The sequence below is a fragment of the Candidatus Blochmannia festinatus (nom. nud.) genome (assembly GCF_059936355.1).
Genome location: NZ_CP012116.1, coordinates 406627 through 426928 on the forward strand (window position 1 = coordinate 406627; position 20302 = coordinate 426928).

Genomic DNA, 20302 nt, shown 5'->3' on the forward strand with positions numbered 1-20302 from the left:
TAAAATTTAAATTTTCCACATATTATTATTAATAATAATAAATATTTTATTTTATTCTAAATAATTAGTTTTTTATATATTAATATTAATACTACCTAAATTTAAAATAATTATTTATAATAATAAATATATGTTATAATTATACTTTATAAGTAAGAACATATATACAATACGTATAATTGAATAATATTTAAAAAATATTTGTTTTAAATATATCTACATTAAAAAATAAAATAATCAAAATTATTTAATAAACAATTAAAATCATTATAAAAAAGGAGAGAATAGATTGGAATCATCATTGGGATCAAATTTAGCTCGTCTTGTTAAAATGTGGCGTACATTAATTGATTATCGTTTAAAACCATTAAAACTTACACAAACACACTGGATTACATTATATAATATATACCAACTACCTCCAGATCAATCCCAAATTCAATTAGCAAAAGCTATAGGAATTGAACAACCATCTTTAGTAAGAACATTGGATCAACTAGAATTAAAAGGATTGATTACAAGAAACATATGTCCTAATGATCGAAGAGCAAAACGTATTACATTAACTTCTGATGCTAAGCCTATTATTGTAAAAGTAAATCAAGTTATTGATGTCACCCGAGTTGAAGTTTTCAATGGATTTAGTCATGAAGAAATACAAAAACTTAACAATATTTTATTTAAGTTAGAAAAAAATATAATAAATTTATATAACAACTCCTAATTATTTTTGTAATTCACTAAAAACGCACTATTTTTATTATTTATTTGCAATACTAAATTATCAATAACACGATGTGCCATATAATTATAATGAATATATAACATGCAACAATATGCTTAATAAAATTAATTACGATTTTATTGTATCAATGATACATATCATATTACCACGTATGTTATAATGTTAATATAATATTATTCTCAATAAAGAGAATATTGTATATACATATACAATATAATATTAACAATGATAATTAATTTATTTAAAATTTCTCATATAAGAAGAGAATATAATTCAGGAAAACTGCATAAGTCAAATTTAACAAAAAATCCTATGCTTTTATTCTCTAAATGGCTATATGAAGCTTATTTAAAAAAAATACCTGATCCAAATGCAATGTGTATCGCGACGGTAGACCATACAGGTCAACCGTTCCAACGATTAGTGTTATTGAAATATTTTGATAATGAGACAATGATGTTTTTTACTAATTTAAAAAGTCGCAAATCTATACATTTAATTAATAATGCTAAAATAAGTTTATGCTTTCCTTGGAATATAATAGACAGACAAGTTATTGTCACAGGTAATGTTAATAAACTTCCTGAAATTAAAGTTTCAGAGTACTTCTATACACGACCTAAAAATAATCAAATTAGTACCTGGGCATCTAAACAATCCTCTGTTGTTTCCTCAAGAAGTATATTTGAAAATAAATTTTTAAAATTAAAAAAAAAATACCTAAATAAATCTATTCCTTTTCCTAAATTCTGGGGAGGATATAAAATCAATATCAATAGTATTGAATTTTGGCAAGGAGGATCATATCGGTTGCATGATCGTTTTATATATATAAAACATAAAAAAAAATGGCATATTAACCGATTATCTCCTTAAAACAATTATATTATAATAAATATAATAAATTTTATCTACAACAATACACTATATTATGCAATTTGTTTTATCAAATTTTACATGGAATATAATAATGGATGCTCATAATTCAATCACCAATGTTAATGTTATAAATTATTTATATAAACGAGGATTTATAGCACAAATTAGCAATAAGCACGTATTAAATTCAATATTACAATCGAAATTAATAACATTGTACTGTGGATTTGATCCTACTTCTGATAGTTTACATATTGGACATTTAATTCCACTATTATGTTTAAGAAAATTTCAAATTTTTGGACATAAACCAATAATCTTATTAGGAGGAGCTACAGGATTAATTGGAGATCCTAGTTTCAAAAATTCAGAACGGCAATTACATTCAATATACATGACTCAAAAGTGGATTGAAAAAATTAAATCTCAAATTGCTTCATTTATTGAATGCGATAATGAAAAAAATTTCAGAACAGCACATATTATCAATAATTACACATGGTTTTCTTCTATCAATATTTTAACTTTCTTAAGAAATATAGGGAAATTTTTTTCAGTAAACAAAATGATACGCAAGGATATTATAAAAAAACGATTACAAAAAGATAATTGTGGAATTTCTTATACAGAATTTTCATATAATTTAATGCAAAGTTATGATTTCTCATATTTATATAAAAATTATGGCGTAATATTACAAATTGGAGGTTCAGACCAATGGGGAAATATCGTATCTGGTATTGATTTAATTAAACGTATGTATAAAAAAACAACTTATGGAATTACAGTTCCTTTATTAACAACCACAAATAATGTAAAGTTTGGAAAAACAGAAAAAAATACAATTTGGATAGATCCTCATAAAACTAGTCCATACAAATTTTATCAATATTGGATAAATACTGACGACAAACAAGTGTCTTATTTTCTAAAAATTTTCACTAATATCGATATAGAGCAAATTAATTCTTTTGAAAGTAATATAAACAACATTAATAATACTATCCCTTCAGCCAAAATTATACTAGCAGAAAAAATTACTAATCTAGTACATGGAAAAAATGGATTAAAATCCGCACAACGTATTACACAAAACCTTTTTTATGATAATTCACTTAATTTAAGTTTAAATGATTTTCATCAATTAGCTAAAGACGGAATTCCTAGTATTATATTAAAAAAAAATATTACATTACAGCAGGCATTAGTAGAATCAAAACTAGCTGCTTCTAAATCTCAAGCTCGATATCTTATCGAATCACATGCTATTACAATTAATAAAATTAAACAATTAAATACCAAATACATTTTTACTAATAATGATAGATTATTTAATTATTATACTTTGTTAAAAAAAGGAAAAAAACACTACTGTTTAATTCAATGGAAATAAATATTCAAAATTATGTGCAATTAATACTAAACTTATAAATAAATTGTTTTGCATTATTAATAATAAATTAAGTATTATTTATATTTTCATATCAAATTCACATAAATTTTTGATAACACAACTATGACAACGAGGAGCTTTAGAACGGCATGTATGTCTACCATGTCGCATTAACCATAAGTGACAATTTTTTTTAAATTTTGGAGGAACAACTGACATTAATTTACGTTCCACAGCAATCACAGTATTTCCAACTGCAAATCTACTTCTATTACATAATCTAAACACATGCGTATCTACTGCAATAGTAGACCATCCAAAAATTATATTTAAAATAATATTAGCAGTTTTTCGACCTACTCCCGGCAATGATTCTAATTCTTTACGGCTTTCTGGTAAAACACTATTATATTTTTCTATTAATAATTGACAAGTTTTTATTATATTCATTGCTTTAGAATTAAATAATCCAATAGATTTAATGTAATATTTAATTCCATAAACCCCAAGAAGTAACATAGATTGAGGAGTTTTAGCAACTTTAAACAAAGTACTAGTTACCTTATTAACTTGTGCATCCCTTGTTTTAGCTGATAAAAGAACCGCAATAAGTAATTCAAATGGGGAATGATATATCAATTCGGTAGTCTGATGAATATCAGAATTATAATCTCGTAATTTACATAAAATCTGATAACGTTTAATACGATTCATTTTGTATTAATAGAAAAACTGTGTTATTACACCATAATAAAAATAATATTTTATTATAAAACCTATAAATCAATAGGATGAGTCATATTTTCAGGACAAACCCATTCATTAAATTGCTCTTCAGTAACATAACCTGATTTTATTGCTGACTTTTTTAAAGTGATTCCTGTTAATTCAGCCTCTTTAGCAATTTGAGCTGATTTTTCGTATCCAATATGTAAACTCAGTGCTGTTACTAGCATTAATGACTTATCTAGTAATTCTTTTATTCTTTTTACATTTGGACGTAAACCTTCAATACAATAATCATGAAAATTTTTTATACCATCAGAAAGTAATCGTATTGATTGCAAAATATTATAAATAATTAATGGTTTATAAACATTTAATTCTAAATTTCCAGATGCTCCTCCAATTCCTATACTCACATCATTACCCATTACTTGACAGCATAACATAGTCATAGATTCACATTGAGTAGGATTAATTTTGCCAGGCATCATCGAACTTCCAGGTTCATTAGAAGGAATGATTAATTCTCCGATTCCACATCTAGGGCCAGAAGCTAATAAACGTATATCATTTGCAATTTTCATCATAGATATTGCTAATCCTTTTAATGCTCCATGACTATGAACTAATGAATCACATGTAGATAAAGATTCAAATTTATTTGGAGCACTTGTAAAAGTATGATTAACTAATTGAGATAATTCATCAGCAATTCGTTCAGCATATTCTGAATGCGCACCAAATCCTGTGCCTACCGCCGTCCCTCCTAATGCTAATTTACTTAAACAAGGGATATGGAGTTCAATATGTTCTAGATTGTTTCTTAACATAAAATCCCATCCAGAAATTTCTTGTCCTAAAGTAAGTGGAATAGCATCTTGAAGATGAGTACGACCAATCTTGACAAGATTATGAAACTGAATTGATTTCTTCAACAAAGTTGTTTGTAATATCTTTATTGCAGGGATTAACTTTTCTTTTAAACTAATAACTGTTGCTATATGCATAGCACTAGGAAATACATCATTAGAACTTTGACTTTTATTAACATGATCATTTGGATGTATTAATAACTCTTGTTTATTTCCTAATTTTTGTTGTAATAGTGCATTCGCTCTATTAGATAAAACCTCATTCATGTTCATATTACTCTGAGTACCAGACCCAGTTTGCCATACTGATAATGGAAATTCGTTCTCATGAATTCCAGATAATACTTCATCTGCCGCTTTAATAATTGCTTCAGATCTGTTAAAATCAAGCAGTTTTAAATCAAAATTTACTTGTGCAGAAGCACGTTTGATTAAAGCTAACGCTTGAATTAATTCTGAAGGAATTTTTTCTGAAGAAATATTAAAATATTTTAATGAAAGTTGTGTTTGAAATCCCCATAAATTATTACGAAATTTGGGAGATATTTGAGAAGAATTAATATATTTTTTCATGATTATATAATATTAAATTATGTTTTGGTAATATGGATTCTTATGATTATTAAATATTATAAAATAAACTAGCATAAAATTAAAATATTATAAATATTTATTAAAAATCATTTTATATGAAAATTTACATATACATTTTTGCTATATCTTCTTTATTTATCATAGAAGTGTGCGATGCGAATAAAATAAACGTACACAATAATCTTATTGATTATACTGTATTAACTGATGCAAATTATCATCTTAATAACTTAAATAAAAAAATGATATTCCTTAAAAAACCCATATGTTCTATTAATCTCAATAAATATCCTAATAATATTCACAACTATAATGATTTTATAATAAATTGTACACACAAAAATAATACTATAAATATATCTCAATGCAATTATAAAATTGCACCTCTTTACTATTACTCTAAAAATAATAGTAAATTTAGAATACAACTTACAAATGATTCAATGAATATATTTCATATAATTCATGAACATTTGTGGGATTTTACATCTGAAAAAACATTATTTTTTATTCAAACAGGATTAAAAAATTTTTTATCAGAAAAAATTTTAATTTTAGGAATTGGGAAAAGACATATTCATAATAATAAACATGTTATCGGATGTAATTCTTTTATTCATTATCCTATATTAAATAAACATAAACAACTTTGTGCCTTAAGTTTCGGAGGAGAATACTGGTACAATAATCTGACCTTTTTATTTAAAAGTTATTATAATATTAACAATGTTAACAATTCTTTTTTCCCTATTTATTATTACACTGATCACATATATCCAAAAGCTGGATACCAAATATGCATAGAAAATAAACTCCCATATATTTTAGAATTAAAAAGTCAAATAAAATTAGAAAAATTTTTTTATGAAAAAAAAAGTGATGAGTTATTAAATAAAATTAACAATAATAATTATATTACATATATAAATTTTATTTACACACCTATTCCTTTGTTTGATATCAGCATTAATAATTTATTTATACACAAAAAATATCATAATACCATTTGTACAATATCATTAAATTATCAATTTAATACACCATTAAAACAACAAATTAATAACAAACAACATTATTATAATACATCATCAATTTCAAATAACTTAAATGCTATTACAGAACCTTTTATGCCTTCTTTTACACATCTTGATCTTGCTATTAATCCAGCTAATAATTACAATATTATTGATTTATCCCAATCTGTTCAGGAAATCTCCGGATATCCTGGAGAAATAAAATTAATTAAATTAACAGGGAATAACAAATCAAATATACAGTGGGATATTAAAAATTTTTATAATCAAGGAGGTCGAATGTTATATATAAAGAATAATATATATGCAATTTCGTTTCCTAAAATTATTTCAGAAGAAGAAATATATATTTCGTTTTCTCAATCAAATATTCACAATAACACAAATAATCCATCGATTTATACTACTAATCAAAAAATACGTATTCTAACTAATGATTATATTCAAAAACAATTACCAAATATTCAAACAAATAATCAATTATTTTCAAATATTATTGGTAATACTCAACAAATTCGTTTATCTGAATCTGATTCTAGGAATAATCTGTCAGAATTACTAGATAATAATTTTCAATTAATTTACACAACAAATGATCAAATAGCTGATAACAATCCAGTCATCGACTATTCCAAAAAAAAATATCAACAACAAATTGAGTCTAAAACTATTACTATTTCAAACAAAACAGATCTTAATCAACAAGAAGAAGAAAAAAAAGAAAATATTAATTTTTTACCTCCTGCTCCTCCTCCAATGTTGCTTAAGCCTTATATTACAACAATAGAACAACATAATTCCTTTTCAAAAGAAAAGGAAGCTCAGTTTAACAAAAATTTAAACAAAAACAAAGATAATCAACCTGAAGGGATTGATATTAGAAACCCATCAACTAGTAGTAACCTATGTTCACAAGATGAATCAAATTACAACAAATCGAATAATATGAATAAAAGTTTATCATATCTTATACCTATACACAAACAATCTAAATTCTCATCAACTAATACGGATGAATATATTAAAAAATTAGAACGTTCTATACGAGAACGTAAAAAAAGTAAATGTGCAAATGAAATAGAAAAAATATTTAATAAACTACATATTTCATCATCACATTCTTCTATTGATGAATCTACTGTGGAAACTGATGATAGTTCTGATAATTTTAGTTCTAAATCTAACAAATACTAATTTATATCTATATTAACTATTAATAATAGTACATAATTTTATGTGTATTTATTATATTTTATTTGTCATGAAAAATATTTTTATTCATTCCTGACCAAGTATGATTACTTTCCAAATCATCACTATCACTATAAATATCAAATAAATTTACAGCTCTTTTCACACTATAGGAAATAATATCGTCTATAGTTTTAGGATGAGTGTAATATGCAGGAATCGGAGGCATAATTATCGCTCCAATTTCAGAAAGTTTAACCATAGTTCGTAAATGTCCTAAGTGCAACGGAGTTTCTCTAATTACTAAAACCAATTTCCTATTTTCTTTTAACACTACATCTGCCGCTCGACTAATTAAAGAAGATGTTATTCCTGACTGAATTTCTGACATAGTTTTAACAGAACAAGGTGCTATTAACATTCCCAAAGTTTTATAAGATCCACTTGATATAGCTGCACCAATATCTTGCGAAAAATATACAAAATCTGCTAATTTCTGTATTTCCTGTCTAGTGATATTCATCTCATAACGTAAAGTAATTAAAGCATTACGAGTTAACACTAGATGAGATTCTATATTACATTGTTTTAACATAAACAATGTTTTTATACCATAAATACCTCCAGAAGCTCCTGATATTCCTACAATCAAACGCAATTTTTGATTCATAATATTATAATCACCAATAATTATTGTAAAATCTAAACAGTAATTAATAACGAAACAAAATTATAAATAATTTTTTAATATTACTTTGTTAAAAACATACTATCTATTTTATTAAGATTTACTTTTAAAAAATAATTTATTTACATATTTTAATGATTCTACAGTATCCACACTAATAATATTTGATGCATAATTATTAATTATAGATACATGTATAGTCTCTCCAGTCCACAAAACTCGTAATTGTTCAAGATTTTCAAATTCCTCTAAAGGACTCTTATTCCATTTTGAATATTGATAAAGAAAATCAACTCGATACGCATAAATTCCAATATGCTTCAACCATAATGAATTAATTATCTTTCTTGATGAATAATCATTAATTTTAATCCAAGGAATCATAGACCTAGAAAAATAAAGAGCATTATTATACATATTAATCACTACTTTAACAATGTTACTATTTTCAGCTTCTTCATAAGATTGTATAGGTACAGCTAAAGTCGATACTCTAATATTATTATTAGATGAAAAATATATAGATTTAACTACCTGATGAATCATAGAAGATACAATCAAAGGTTCATCACCTTGAAGATGGACAATAATTTGATTATTTTTAAATTTATATAAGTCAACTACTTCTAATAAACGTTCTGTACCAGATTGATGTGTAGACTTAGTTAAACACACTTCAACTTTATCTTTCAGCAAAGAGTACTCTGATTTAATTGCTTGTAGAATTAAAATATTATCGGTTGCTACGATTATCTTAGCTGCCTTACTAGTTAAAGCCTTTTCTATAACTCGAATAATCATAGGTTTTCCTTGAATATCAGCTAGTAACTTTCCAGGAAAACGCGATGAAAAAAATCGCGCTGGTATTATAATAATGAAATTCATTTAACACTCACAATTTTCATTTATTTTATTAGCTGATCTCTTTAAAAGTATTGGAATTCCTTCTCTGATTGGAAAATAAACACCATCAGCCCAACAAATTAATTTATTTTTTTTAAAATTTATAGACAATTTTTCTTGACAAATAGGACATGCAATAACTTTCAATAACTCTACTGTATTAAATAATTTATACATACTTAATTTAATTATTAATTGTTAAAATTTCAACAAAATCAAAAACAAAAATACCAGTTTTTTATTTTCTATTAAACTGTTTAATTTTATTTTCTACATTATATAGTAATTTTTTAGTATCTAAAGAATTTATTTCAACATCTATATACACATACCACCAATTTTTTTGAGCAAAATTTAAACATTTTACAGCATCTTTTTCAGTCATTAATAATACTTCATCATATGAAACAAGAGAAGTCAACATTTTTTCAGAATATTTATGATGATCAGAAAATGAAATAGTTTTAATAGGAATAATTCCATTTTTCTTTAATGTATCAAAAAATTGATTAGGATATCCAATTCCTGCCATAGCTACAACATTTTTTACAGATTTAATAGATTTTTTTTCTCCAGTTAAAATATTTATCACTGCAACAAGACATAGTTGCATAAATATCTCTCCAGATTTTATACAACTATTATTTTTCATCTCTCCATTTATAATAACTGCTTGTACTGTATTAAGTCTAGTTGCTTTTTCTCTCATGGGTCCTGCAGGCAACCAATATCCATTTCCAAATCGAAAAGTATTATTAATAATTACCCATTCTATATCTCTAAAAAGTGCGTAATGTTGTAGTCCATCATCACTAATTATAATATTTAATGTAGGTTGTACTTGTAATAAAGCAGATACAGCATCTGCTCTTTTAGGAGAGACAGCAACTAATACCCCAGTACGCCTCCAAATTAGCATTGGTTCATCCCCACATTCATCACTGCTAATAAACTCATTAACTATAATCGGGTATCTATGAGATTTTCCTCCATACCCTCTAGAAACTACTCCAACCTTCCAACCACGAGTCACTAATTGTTTTATTAACCACAACACCATTGGTGTTTTTCCATTTCCTCCTATAGTTAAATTTCCTATTACTACTACTGGTACTTTAAATTTATGTACTTTACGCCAACCATATTGATAGCTGATACGATTTAAAACACTAAACAAACCATATATCCAAGATAATGGTAATAAAAATAAAAAATATAATGATAATGAACTAAACCAAATTTTAAAAAACATTAAGAAAACTGCAATTTATGCAATTGAGCGTAAATCCCTTGTAGACTTAATAAATCTACATGTATTCCTTGTTCTACGATACAACCATTTTCAACAACTAAAATTTTATCTGCTTTTTCAATAGTAGATAATCTATGTGCTATAATAATTAATAAAGTCTCACTTTTTTTAAATATATTAAGGGATTTATGAATAATATGCTCGGATTCAGGATCTAAAGCAGAAGTAGCTTCATCTAAAATTAAAATTGGACAATCTCTTAATAATGCTCGAGCAATAGCAATGCGTTGACGTTGTCCACTGGATAACAATATCCCATTCTCTCCTACGATAGTATCTAATCCGTGTTTCATTTCAGAAATAAAGTCCATAGCGTATGCCATTTGAGCAGCTGTTTCAATAGAGTCTCTTGAATAAAAATTCTCCCGAGCATATGCAATATTATTAGCAATAGTATCATTAAACAAATATACATTTTGAGTAACTACAGCTACTTGATCACGTAAAGAAGAAAGCGTATAATCATTCAAATTAAAACCATCTAGTAATATTCGACCCTGATAAACATTATAAAAACGAGTTAATAAATTAACAATGGTAGATTTTCCAGATCCGGATCTACCAACTAATGCTATGGTTTTTCCTGATTCAATATTTAAATTAATATTTAATAAAGAAGGTGTATTACTTTCAGGATAAAAAAAAGTAACATTATCAAAAACCAAATTACCTTTTACTCTACGAGCATTTAAAGTGCCTACATTTTTTTCCGTTTTTAAATCCAAAATAGAAAATAAAGTTTGACAAGCTGCCATTCCTTTTTGAAACTGGGCGCTAACATTAGTTAAAGATTTAAGAGGTCTCATCAAGGCTATCATAGAAGAAAAAATAACAGTAATTGTCCCTGCACTAAGAATTTCCATAATTCTAGGAATGCTAGCAATATATAATACGCAAGCTAACGCTAAAGATGCAACAAATTGAATTAATGGTTCAAAAATAGATGATATTTGCACCATTTTCATGCTATATTGTCTCATTTGATTGCTTAAATAATTAAATCGTTCTTGCTCAACATTTTGCCCTCCAAATATCAATATTTCCTTATGACCTTTAAGCATTTGTTCAACTCTATTAGCAATTTGACCCATAGAATTTTGAATTTTTTTACTAATCTCCAAAAATTTATTAAATACTAATTTAATACTAAAAGATATAATTGGCATAATTACAATTAAAATTAACGATAATTGCCAACTATAATAAAACATCACAACACATAATCCAATAATAGATGCTCCTTCTCGAATAACAGTAATTAAAGCTCCAGAAGAAGAGGAAGCAACTTGATCTGCATCATAAGTAATACGAGATACCAAAGTAGCAGTAGATTGTTTTACAAAAAATGAAACTGGCATATTCATAACATGCTTAAATAAAAGTCGTCTGATTTTCATTACTACTTTTCCAGATACCCAAGATATACAATAAGTCGATATAAATCCACTCAGCCCACGAATACTCATTAAAACCACTAAAGCTAATGACATCCATACAAATATATCCTTATTGGCTTTGCCAAACCCATCATCTAATAATGGTTTCAATAAAGCTAACATCAAGGCATCACTCATTGCATTTATAACTAAAGTAATTGATGCAGCAATTAATCCTATTTTAAAAGGAAAAATCATAGGCCAAAGACGACGAAAAGTTTTCCAAGTTGATGAATAATTATTATTACAATAATGCATTTATATACCTGAATTAATAATTTTTATACATTAGTATCACACAAACAATATACTCATTAATTAAATAATTATATTATCATGTATAATAATAATTGTAATATATAAAATTAATCCAATCTTAATTACAAAACTTTATTATAACATTTCATAATGATGGTGCTATGTACTATTGCAAATAACTATTTGATACATTATTTATTTAAAAAATACATTTTTAATAAAAACAATAAAATGATATTTTGTATATAAAAATTATAAAATATAAACACAGAAAGAAATAATTTATAAAATAAGTATTTATATTTAAACTATCATGCTATTCAAAATATTTGAAAATAAGCTATATACAATCATCATAATTATAATAAAAAACAAACAAGATTAATCATGTTTAGTAGCTGCTTTAAATGCCTCAATCATAACACTAGAAAAACTATTTTTATCTTTCTCTAATTTTTCACTATTTGTTATATTAATTTCAGATTTTTTTTGAGTTTCATGAATATAATACGCAGTTAAATTAATTATTCTGTTTTTTCTATCTATACTATCTAATTTTGCTTGTATATTATTACCTATCTTTAAAGATGAAAATTTTATTAAAGATAATTGTTTTTTAGTCAATAAATTAGATTCATTATGTAAATGATCTTCAAAATTTAAATGACCAATCACAGATCCAGTATCGTCTAATTCTACAACTACATTTTTTTTAATATTATCTACAGAAATAATCTTTCCAGAAACAACGCTGTCTTTTTTATGGACAGTTAAAAAAACATTTAATGGGTCTTCTGTTAATTGTTTTATACTTAACGAAATACGTTCTCGATCTGTATCTACTTGAAGAACTATAGCTTCAATTTCATCTCCTTTTTTATATTTATTTATAGATTCCTCATAAGACATATTCCAAGAAATATCTGAAAGATGGACCAATCCATCAATTCCTCCTTCTAATCCAATAAAAATACCAAAATCAGTTATCGATTTAATTTTTCCTGAAACTCGATCTCCTCGATTATGCATTTCTGAAAATTTTTTCCAAGGATTAATTTTACATTGCTTTAATCCTAATGATATTCTTCTTCTATCTTTATCTATATCCAATACTATAACTTCAACTAAGTCTCCTATTGATACTACTTTAGAAGGCTGGATATTTTTATTGGTCCAATCCATTTCAGAAATATGTACTAATCCTTCTATACCTCCTTTAATTTCAATAAAACAACCATAATCAGTTAAATTAGTTACTTTTCCTACTAATTTATCTCCTTCTTTATAATTTTGAGCTACAGATATCCATGGATCATCCTGCAATTGTTTTAATCCTAACGATACTCTAATACGCTCTTTATCAAATTTTAATACCTTTACAGTAACAGAATCACCTATATTAATTATATCACTTGGATGTTTCACTCTTTTCCAAGAAATATCAGTAATATGTAATAATCCATCAATTCCTCCTAAATCAATAAAAGCTCCGTAATCTGTTAAATTTTTTACCAATCCTTGCAACACTATTCCTTCATGCAATTTATTTAGTAATTGATCACGCTCCGCACTATTTTCAGATTCAATAGCAGCTCTACGAGAAACTACTACATTATTACGCTTATGATCTAATTTTATCACTTTAAATTCACATGTTTGACCTTCTAAATCTATAATCTCTTTAATCGGTCTAATATCTACTAAAGAACCAGGTAAAAAAGCACGTATTCCATTAAGTTCAACAGTAAATCCTCCTTTTACTTTTCCATTAACAATGCCTGTAACTGTAGTAACATCTTTATATGCTTTTTCTAAATATAACCAAGATTCCCTACGTTTTGCTTTCTCTCTAGATAGTACAGTCTCACCAAACCCATCTTCTATCGCATCTAATACTACATCAACGGGATCTCCGATTTCTATTTCTAACTTTCCCTGAGCATTGTAAAATTGATCAATAGGTATAGCAGATTCAGATTTTAAACCAGCATCCACCAAAACTACATCCTTAAATATAGATACAACAATTCCTTGTATAACAGAACCAGGTTGAGTTTTAGTTTTTTTCAAAGATTCTTTAAATAATTGAGCAAAAGATTCTATCATTATTTCATCTTCATTTTTAATAATACCCATCAAAAATCCGTGTTTGATGCAGCTTAAATAATTTTTTCATGATCAATCCATGATTATGCATGATTTTTAACTTATTTATTAATTAACGGTACTGTAATTTTTTTTTTATATATAATAACGCCTTGTCTTTAACTTCGTTTTCAGATAATCCTGTTGAATCTAATATTAATGAATCAACTGATGGAATCAGTGGAGCAATCTTTCGATTATAATCGCGATTATTGCGTTCTCTTATTTTGGATAAAACACAATTAAAATTAACATTAAAATTTATTTTCTGCAACTGTTCTAGCCGTCTTCGTTCTCGTTCTTGCATAGAAGCATAAAGAAATATTTTTGCTATTGCATTAGGAAAAACTATTGTTCCCATATCTCTACCATCAGCAATCAAACCTGGCAATACACAATACTTACGTTGGTATGCCAACAAAGCAGAACGAACTTTTGGAAATAATGCAATTTTAGAAGCAAAGTTTCCTATAATTTCTTCATAAATATTTGTTTTTATTTCTTTTTTATTAAATAATACAACAAACTGATCCTTTTCCTTTAAAAAATCAACTTGTATGCAAGAAACAAGCATAGTTAATTTTATTTCATCATTTATGTTTATATTTTTGTTTAAAGCTGATAATGCTAAAATTCTATAAATTATTCCAGAATCTAATAAATTCCATCCTAAAGTATTTGCTAATTTCCTAGATAATGTTGATTTTCCTGTTCCATTAGGCCCATCAATAGTAATTACAGGAACTATTCCAATATTTTTAGTACTATTATTCATACAAGCACTTAATATAAATATATTAATGTATTATTTACTAATTATGCCAAAATAAATGCAATAACCTTGTTTGACTACTGTACAATAAAAGATTTTATTTTGTATCACTAATACTAAAAAATTGATTAAAAAAATCCGGAAAAGTCTTACAAACACATTTAGGATTATCAATAGTCACTGACACACCAGACAAAGCAATCAAAGAAAAACACATTGCTATACGATGATCATAATAAGTATTAATATAAGCTGATTGTATTTTCTGTGGAGCAAAAATGTATAAGTAATCATAACCTTCTATTACTTTTGCTCCTACTTTTCTTAATTCAGTAGTCATCGCATATAATCGATCACTTTCTTTAACTCTCCAATTATAAATATTACGTAATATCATAGGAATTTTTTTATTTACAGAGAACAATGCAACTACAGCAAGAGTCATTGCTGAATCAGGTATATGATTAACATCAATATCAATGGAGTTTAAAGTTACTCCTCGAGTGCATTCTATATAATTATTCCCCCAAAAAATAAGAGCTCCCATTTTTTTTAATACATTAGCAAAATAAATATCTCCTTGTTTACTATATTTATCTATTCCTATAACTTTTACAGTACCACCTTTAATAGCTGCTGCTGCCAAAAAATAAGAAGCACTAGATGCATCTCCTTCAATTATATACTCTTTTGGAGATTGATATACTCTATTTCCTTCACAATAAAAAACTCGATAATCTTGATGTTGTATAGTAATACCAAAAGTCTTCATAACTGATAAAGTCATATCGATATACGGTTTAGATACTAATATTCCATCAATTTTAATACATGTATTTTTTGGGGCCAATGGAGTCATCATTAATATAGAAGATAAAAATTGACTTGAAATATTTCCTTGAAGAACAATTTCTCCACCATAATAACCACCATTTAAATGAACCGGAATATAATAATTTTTTTGTATATACTCTATCTTTCCTCCTCCTTGCCGTAGAGCATCTATTAAATGATGGATAGGTCTTTCTTGCATTCGAATATCTCCAGTTAATATAATATTTTGTGGTTTTATAGATAATGCTGCAACAAGAGGTCTAACAACTGTTCCAGCATTGCCTAAAAACAAAGTTAATTGATTAATAATGTGATTTTTATTTTGTAATTGTAATGGACCACCTATTCCGTCAATTTCACAAATTTTACGATCAGTAGATAACCGATATTTTATTCCTAAAATATATAATGCATTTAACATATACCTAATATCATCACTATCAAGTAAGTTAATCAATCGAGTAGTTCCAACAGATTGAGCCGCTAATAATAGTGCTCTATTAGAAATGCTTTTTGATCCAGGAAGAGATATAGTGCCGTTTATTTTTTCTATTGGATTTAATTTAATAAAATTGTTCATTTTTTTTACTAACTTTATATAATAAATCAACTTAAATTATTTTATTGAATAATAAATTTTTATCAACTTTATTAAATGAATTTATTATTACAATACTTCTTTATTATTTTAATTATATTTTTTTTCAAAAAAATTCATAAACTTAATTAAGTTATATACCCCTTCTAATGGCATAGCATTATACAAAGACGCTCTCATCCCTCCACAAATTTTATGTCCCTTTAATCCATATAATCCAAAAGATTCAGATTCTTCTAAAAATAAACGATTTAATTTTTCTTTTTTTAAAAAAAAGGGGATGTTCATTTTAGATCGATACTTATGACTAATATTGTTGTAATAAAAATTGCTACTATCTATAGCCTGATATAATAAAGCTGATTTTATTTTATTAAGTTCATTAACTTTTTCTAGTCCTCCTAATGTTTTTATCCATTCAAAAACTAAATTAGCTATATACCAAGATATAGTTACTGGAGTATTAAACATTGAATTATTCTTTAAAAGAACTTGATAATTTAAAATAGTTGGTATTTTTTGATAACTAAAATTAGTATTTTGAATTAAATCTTTTCGAATAATGACTACTGTTAAACCAGAAATACCAATATTTTTTTGAGCTGATGCATATATTATTCCAAAACGACTAATATCTATAGGACATGATAATAACATTGAAGAACAATCAGCAATTACTATCTTCTTTCCAAAAAAATCTGGAATATCTTTAATAAATATTCCAGAAATTGTCTCATTTGGACAATAATGAATATAAAGATTATTTTTAGAAATATTCCACTCACTAATAGGTTGAACAACACACCGCTTATCAGAATTTTTATCAAGAACATCTATAATGTTAGTATTACAATACTTTTGAGCTTCTACTGCTGCACTATATCCCCAATAACCTGTATTTATATAATCAATACTATCTGTAGATTTTTTTAATAAATTCATAGGAATTGCTGAAAACTGAGCACGAGCTCCTCCCTGACAAAAAAGAATAACATAATTACTAGGTATATTAAGAATTGTTCTTAAATTATTTTGTGCTACTTGGGCTAATTTTATAAATTCAGTACTACGATGACTAATCTCCATGACTGATATTCCAAGATTATTCCAATTAAGTAACTCCTCTTTTATTTGATGTAATACCGGTTCTGGCAACATTGATGGTCCTGCACTAAAATTAAATTTTTTTTTCATATAATTGTTTTAAGAATCTTAATAATCAATAACACTAATATATAATTAAACCAATAAATGTTAATTATTATTTTCAAAAAGAAAATAATAATTATTTATGTTTTTCTAAAAATAAATAAAAATATATGTTTAATCTTTTATTTTTTATCATAAATAACGACATCGCATAACTCCTCTTAATTATTTAAGAGTATAAAAATATATAAAATAAACTACTATTAATATTAATAATAAATATGAGTAATTCCATTCATATACGAATGCAATACTGAAGGTATTTTAATGCATCTATTTTTTAACTGAAAATTTTCTAAAATAGCTACTAACGCTCTACCCACAGCTACTCCAGATGCATTTAACGTATGCAAAAAAGTCGTTTTCTTATGAGTTTTATTTCTAAATCGAGCTTTTATACGACGTGCTTGAAAATCTGTTACATTCGAACAAGAAGCAATTTCACAATAAGTATTATGAACTGGTAACCAAACTTCTAAATCATATGTTTTACATGACGCAAAACTAACATTACCCGCACATAATAACATTTTTCTATAAGGTAATTCAAGCAGTTGTAATACTTGTTCTGAATGATGAGTAATTTCTTCTAATGCTTGAGTAGATTGATTTGGATGTACTACTTGTACTAATTCAATTTTGTCAAACTGATGAGTACGAATCAACCCATGTGTACTATATCCATATGCTCCAGCTTCTGATCGAAAACATGGAGTATTTGCAACCATTTTAATAGGCAGTTTATCCTCATTAATAGTAATATCTCTCATTAAATTGATTAACGGAACTTCTCCTGTCGGTATTAATGTAAATAATTTATTCTTAATTTTATTGCAATTATTGTTAGTAACAGACTTTGACTGCATATGAAATAAATCTTTATCAAATTTAGGTAATTGACCCGAACCATATAAAGATTCTATATTTACTAAATAAGGAACATAATACTCCTCGTATCCATGATTTTTAATATGTATATCCATCATAAATTGAGATAAAGCTCTGTATAAACGTGCTATTTTTCCTTTTAATACAAAAAAACGGCTTCCAGTAATTTTTGATGAGCTAGATAAATCTATCTCTCCAATTAATTTTCCCAATGTTACATGATCAAGTAATTTAAAATCATGATGATTTAAATTACCCCAACGCATAACCTCTAAGTTATCCCGATCTGTTGAACCATCAGGAATACTATCATCAGGAATATTAGGCAAAGATAATTGATATTTTTTTATTTTTTCTTTTAAAACTCTAATTTTTGACTTAATCAATATTAAATCGGCATTTAATAAATCGACTTTCTTACATAAAGATTGAGCATCTTTTTCTTGACTTTTAATTTCTCCAATAATTTTAGAAATAATCTTTTTATCAGTTTGTATTTTTTCTATTTTTTTTTGTAAAACCTTACGTAAATCATTTTGTTGTTTTAATTTCTCTACATCCAACAAAAAATGTCTTCGAGCTAACTTCTCGAAAACCCAATCTGTATTTTTATACAACAATTTCGGATCTAACATATATAAAAATTATTATATACCATATAACACTAATAATACATAGTTGACAAAATTAAAAAACTTCTTTTATATTAAAATTATAATTAATTATTATGCATTAATAAATATTAATCTAAATAAATATATAATTTTACTCTTAATTCAAAATACTCTTCATATATAAATATATATACTTAAGACTAATGCATTTTTTATTACTAAATTAAACTTACTATTTTACATAAAATATTTTTACATAATTTAATAACTTTTCAGATTTTATTCTTGATTACTTAATGTGAAATTTAAATATGTACTCACACCTATGTAGAATACCATAATTAGTATAAAAATAAAAAATATATAATTACAAATTTATTCTTGAATAAATAAACTGCAAATTTAATAAAAAATTAATTTGTAATATTTTCATGCGCTATTGTAAATAGTAGAATATTAATTAATTTAATATAGAATTATTCATATATTTTAATATTATTTCTAATATAATAAAGTATGAACTTTATCTTCTTTGATCATCTAACTGCATATCTTTAGAAATAAAAAATTTAAATTTATCTAAACTAATTGATCTAATGCACTGATTAGACAAATAATAACTAATATGTTGTTCATGTTCTTCTAAAATATCAATTTGATTAATTATTCCATCCTTAGTAATTTTTATTTTATACTTTTTTGAATTAAGAGCATTATTTGCAACTGGGGTTAAATAGAACCAATCTTTTTTTTGAATAATATTATAATTATAATACACAGAAGAATTAATATTTAACAATAATTCTAAAAAAACATTACTAGAAATTTGATCTTCTAAACAATATGCCGTAACTTGATTAAGTTTAGGTGTATAAAACCAAAGTGTCTGACCATCAGAAATTAAAAAACACTCATCAGGATTATTAAAATGCCAATGAAACAAATTAGGTCGTTTTATCCACAATTCACCTTTCGAAATATGTATATTTGATTTGCAATCAATAAAATAAACTTTTTGAACAAAACGAACATACAAATTATTTATTAAACTTAATCTACTCTGTAGAATAGAAGATGGTGATTCAATGTCAGTTTGCGCTAACTGTAATACAAAAATATACAAAAAAGAAATATATGCTAACAATCGAATAAAATAACAACATTCCTTATTCACAAAAACCACCATGTATACTTAAAGACTAGTTAAATTT

General features: G+C 25.6%; 17 protein-coding genes. 4 read left to right on the top strand and 13 right to left on the bottom strand.

Annotated elements, in window-relative coordinates; genetic code table 11:
- The first annotated feature begins 289 nt into the window (after positions 1 to 289).
- The 3 genes from slyA to tyrS all read left to right on the top strand — a co-directional run bounded on the left by slyA (position 290) and on the right by tyrS (position 3017).
- Positions 290 to 724, top strand: coding sequence for a transcriptional regulator SlyA (gene slyA / locus Bfest607_RS01875; RefSeq protein ID WP_500838064.1), 435 nt, complete (start codon positions 290 to 292; stop codon positions 722 to 724).
- 246 nt (positions 725 to 970) lie between these two features.
- A complete protein-coding gene (gene pdxH, locus Bfest607_RS01880; protein ID WP_500838065.1) occupies positions 971 to 1621 on the top strand; it encodes a pyridoxamine 5'-phosphate oxidase in 651 nt (216 codons plus the stop codon).
- A gap of 112 nt (positions 1622 to 1733) precedes the next feature.
- On the top strand, positions 1734 to 3017 hold the full coding sequence (tyrS, locus tag Bfest607_RS01885; protein WP_500838585.1) for a tyrosine--tRNA ligase: 1284 nt from the start codon (positions 1734 to 1736) through the stop codon (positions 3015 to 3017).
- A gap of 78 nt (positions 3018 to 3095) precedes the next feature.
- Here the strand turns inward: tyrS and nth are convergent, their stop codons facing one another.
- Complete coding sequence (gene nth, locus Bfest607_RS01890; RefSeq protein ID WP_500838066.1) at positions 3096 to 3731, bottom strand: endonuclease III; 636 nt, start codon at positions 3729 to 3731, stop codon at positions 3096 to 3098.
- A gap of 62 nt (positions 3732 to 3793) precedes the next feature.
- Positions 3794 to 5188, bottom strand: coding sequence for a class II fumarate hydratase (gene fumC, locus Bfest607_RS01895; protein ID WP_500838067.1), 1395 nt, complete (start codon positions 5186 to 5188; stop codon positions 3794 to 3796).
- A 116-nt stretch (positions 5189 to 5304) separates the two neighbouring features.
- Between fumC and Bfest607_RS01900 the strand changes: the two genes are divergently transcribed.
- Positions 5305 to 7437 carry an inverse autotransporter beta domain-containing protein gene (locus Bfest607_RS01900; protein ID WP_500838068.1) on the top strand — a complete coding sequence of 711 codons (2133 nt, stop codon included), beginning with the start codon at positions 5305 to 5307 and terminating at the stop codon, positions 7435 to 7437.
- 58 nt (positions 7438 to 7495) lie between these two features.
- On the opposite strand, the gene Bfest607_RS01905 is transcribed toward Bfest607_RS01900, so the two are convergent.
- The 11 genes from Bfest607_RS01905 to lolA form a co-directional block, all read right to left on the bottom strand.
- Positions 7496 to 8104 (bottom strand): UbiX family flavin prenyltransferase, encoded by a 609-nt coding sequence (locus Bfest607_RS01905; RefSeq protein WP_500838069.1) that lies wholly within the window; start codon positions 8102 to 8104, stop codon positions 7496 to 7498.
- 111 nt (positions 8105 to 8215) lie between these two features.
- Positions 8216 to 9007, bottom strand: a complete 792-nt coding sequence (gene kdsB / locus Bfest607_RS01910; protein ID WP_500838070.1) for a 3-deoxy-manno-octulosonate cytidylyltransferase — start codon at positions 9005 to 9007, stop codon at positions 8216 to 8218.
- A complete protein-coding gene (locus Bfest607_RS01915) occupies positions 9008 to 9202 on the bottom strand; it encodes a Trm112 family protein (protein ID WP_500838071.1) in 195 nt (64 codons plus the stop codon).
- Between the two features lie 61 nt (positions 9203 to 9263).
- Positions 9264 to 10277 carry a tetraacyldisaccharide 4'-kinase gene (gene lpxK, locus Bfest607_RS01920; protein ID WP_500838072.1) on the bottom strand — a complete coding sequence of 338 codons (1014 nt, stop codon included), beginning with the start codon at positions 10275 to 10277 and terminating at the stop codon, positions 9264 to 9266.
- Positions 10277 to 12031, bottom strand: a complete 1755-nt coding sequence (gene msbA / locus Bfest607_RS01925; protein WP_500838073.1) for a lipid A ABC transporter ATP-binding protein/permease MsbA — start codon at positions 12029 to 12031, stop codon at positions 10277 to 10279. The genes lpxK and msbA overlap by 1 nt, the downstream gene beginning before the upstream one ends.
- A 381-nt stretch (positions 12032 to 12412) precedes the next feature.
- Positions 12413 to 14137 carry a 30S ribosomal protein S1 gene (gene rpsA / locus Bfest607_RS01930; protein WP_500838586.1) on the bottom strand — a complete coding sequence of 575 codons (1725 nt, stop codon included), beginning with the start codon at positions 14135 to 14137 and terminating at the stop codon, positions 12413 to 12415.
- A gap of 112 nt (positions 14138 to 14249) precedes the next feature.
- Complete coding sequence (gene cmk / locus Bfest607_RS01935; RefSeq protein ID WP_500838074.1) at positions 14250 to 14951, bottom strand: (d)CMP kinase; 702 nt, start codon at positions 14949 to 14951, stop codon at positions 14250 to 14252.
- Between the two features lie 94 nt (positions 14952 to 15045).
- On the bottom strand, positions 15046 to 16362 hold the full coding sequence (gene aroA, locus Bfest607_RS01940) for a 3-phosphoshikimate 1-carboxyvinyltransferase (protein ID WP_500838075.1): 1317 nt from the start codon (positions 16360 to 16362) through the stop codon (positions 15046 to 15048).
- A 108-nt stretch (positions 16363 to 16470) separates the two neighbouring features.
- On the bottom strand, positions 16471 to 17574 hold the full coding sequence (serC, locus tag Bfest607_RS01945) for a 3-phosphoserine/phosphohydroxythreonine transaminase (RefSeq protein WP_500838076.1): 1104 nt from the start codon (positions 17572 to 17574) through the stop codon (positions 16471 to 16473).
- Between the two features lie 224 nt (positions 17575 to 17798).
- The gene (gene serS, locus Bfest607_RS01950; RefSeq protein ID WP_500838077.1) at positions 17799 to 19112 is read right to left on the bottom strand and encodes a serine--tRNA ligase; all 1314 of its coding nucleotides are present in this window, start codon (positions 19110 to 19112) and stop codon (positions 17799 to 17801) included.
- A 502-nt stretch (positions 19113 to 19614) separates the two neighbouring features.
- Entirely contained in the window at positions 19615 to 20277 is a 663-nt protein-coding gene (gene lolA, locus Bfest607_RS01955; RefSeq protein ID WP_500838078.1) for an outer membrane lipoprotein periplasmic chaperone LolA, read from the bottom strand.
- Positions 20278 to 20302 lie beyond the last annotated feature (25 nt).

Excerpts from the sequence above, each read along its gene's own strand:
- pdxH (WP_500838065.1), top strand. The coding sequence starts at position 971 with ATGATAATTAATTTATTTAAAATTTCTCATATAAGAAGAGAATATAAT.
- nth (WP_500838066.1), bottom strand. The coding sequence starts at position 3,731 with ATGAATCGTATTAAACGTTATCAGATTTTATGTAAATTACGAGATTAT.
- fumC (WP_500838067.1), bottom strand. The coding sequence starts at position 5,188 with ATGAAAAAATATATTAATTCTTCTCAAATATCTCCCAAATTTCGTAAT.
- Bfest607_RS01900 (WP_500838068.1), top strand. The coding sequence starts at position 5,305 with ATGAAAATTTACATATACATTTTTGCTATATCTTCTTTATTTATCATA.
- Bfest607_RS01905 (WP_500838069.1), bottom strand. The coding sequence starts at position 8,104 with ATGAATCAAAAATTGCGTTTGATTGTAGGAATATCAGGAGCTTCTGGA.
- kdsB (WP_500838070.1), bottom strand. The coding sequence starts at position 9,007 with ATGAATTTCATTATTATAATACCAGCGCGATTTTTTTCATCGCGTTTT.
- Bfest607_RS01915 (WP_500838071.1), bottom strand. The coding sequence starts at position 9,202 with ATGTATAAATTATTTAATACAGTAGAGTTATTGAAAGTTATTGCATGT.
- lpxK (WP_500838072.1), bottom strand. The coding sequence starts at position 10,277 with ATGTTTTTTAAAATTTGGTTTAGTTCATTATCATTATATTTTTTATTT.
- msbA (WP_500838073.1), bottom strand. The coding sequence starts at position 12,031 with ATGCATTATTGTAATAATAATTATTCATCAACTTGGAAAACTTTTCGT.
- rpsA (WP_500838586.1), bottom strand. The coding sequence starts at position 14,137 with ATGATAGAATCTTTTGCTCAATTATTTAAAGAATCTTTGAAAAAAACT.
- cmk (WP_500838074.1), bottom strand. The coding sequence starts at position 14,951 with ATGAATAATAGTACTAAAAATATTGGAATAGTTCCTGTAATTACTATT.
- aroA (WP_500838075.1), bottom strand. The coding sequence starts at position 16,362 with ATGAACAATTTTATTAAATTAAATCCAATAGAAAAAATAAACGGCACT.
- serC (WP_500838076.1), bottom strand. The coding sequence starts at position 17,574 with ATGAAAAAAAAATTTAATTTTAGTGCAGGACCATCAATGTTGCCAGAA.
- serS (WP_500838077.1), bottom strand. The coding sequence starts at position 19,112 with ATGTTAGATCCGAAATTGTTGTATAAAAATACAGATTGGGTTTTCGAG.
- lolA (WP_500838078.1), bottom strand. The coding sequence starts at position 20,277 with ATGGTGGTTTTTGTGAATAAGGAATGTTGTTATTTTATTCGATTGTTA.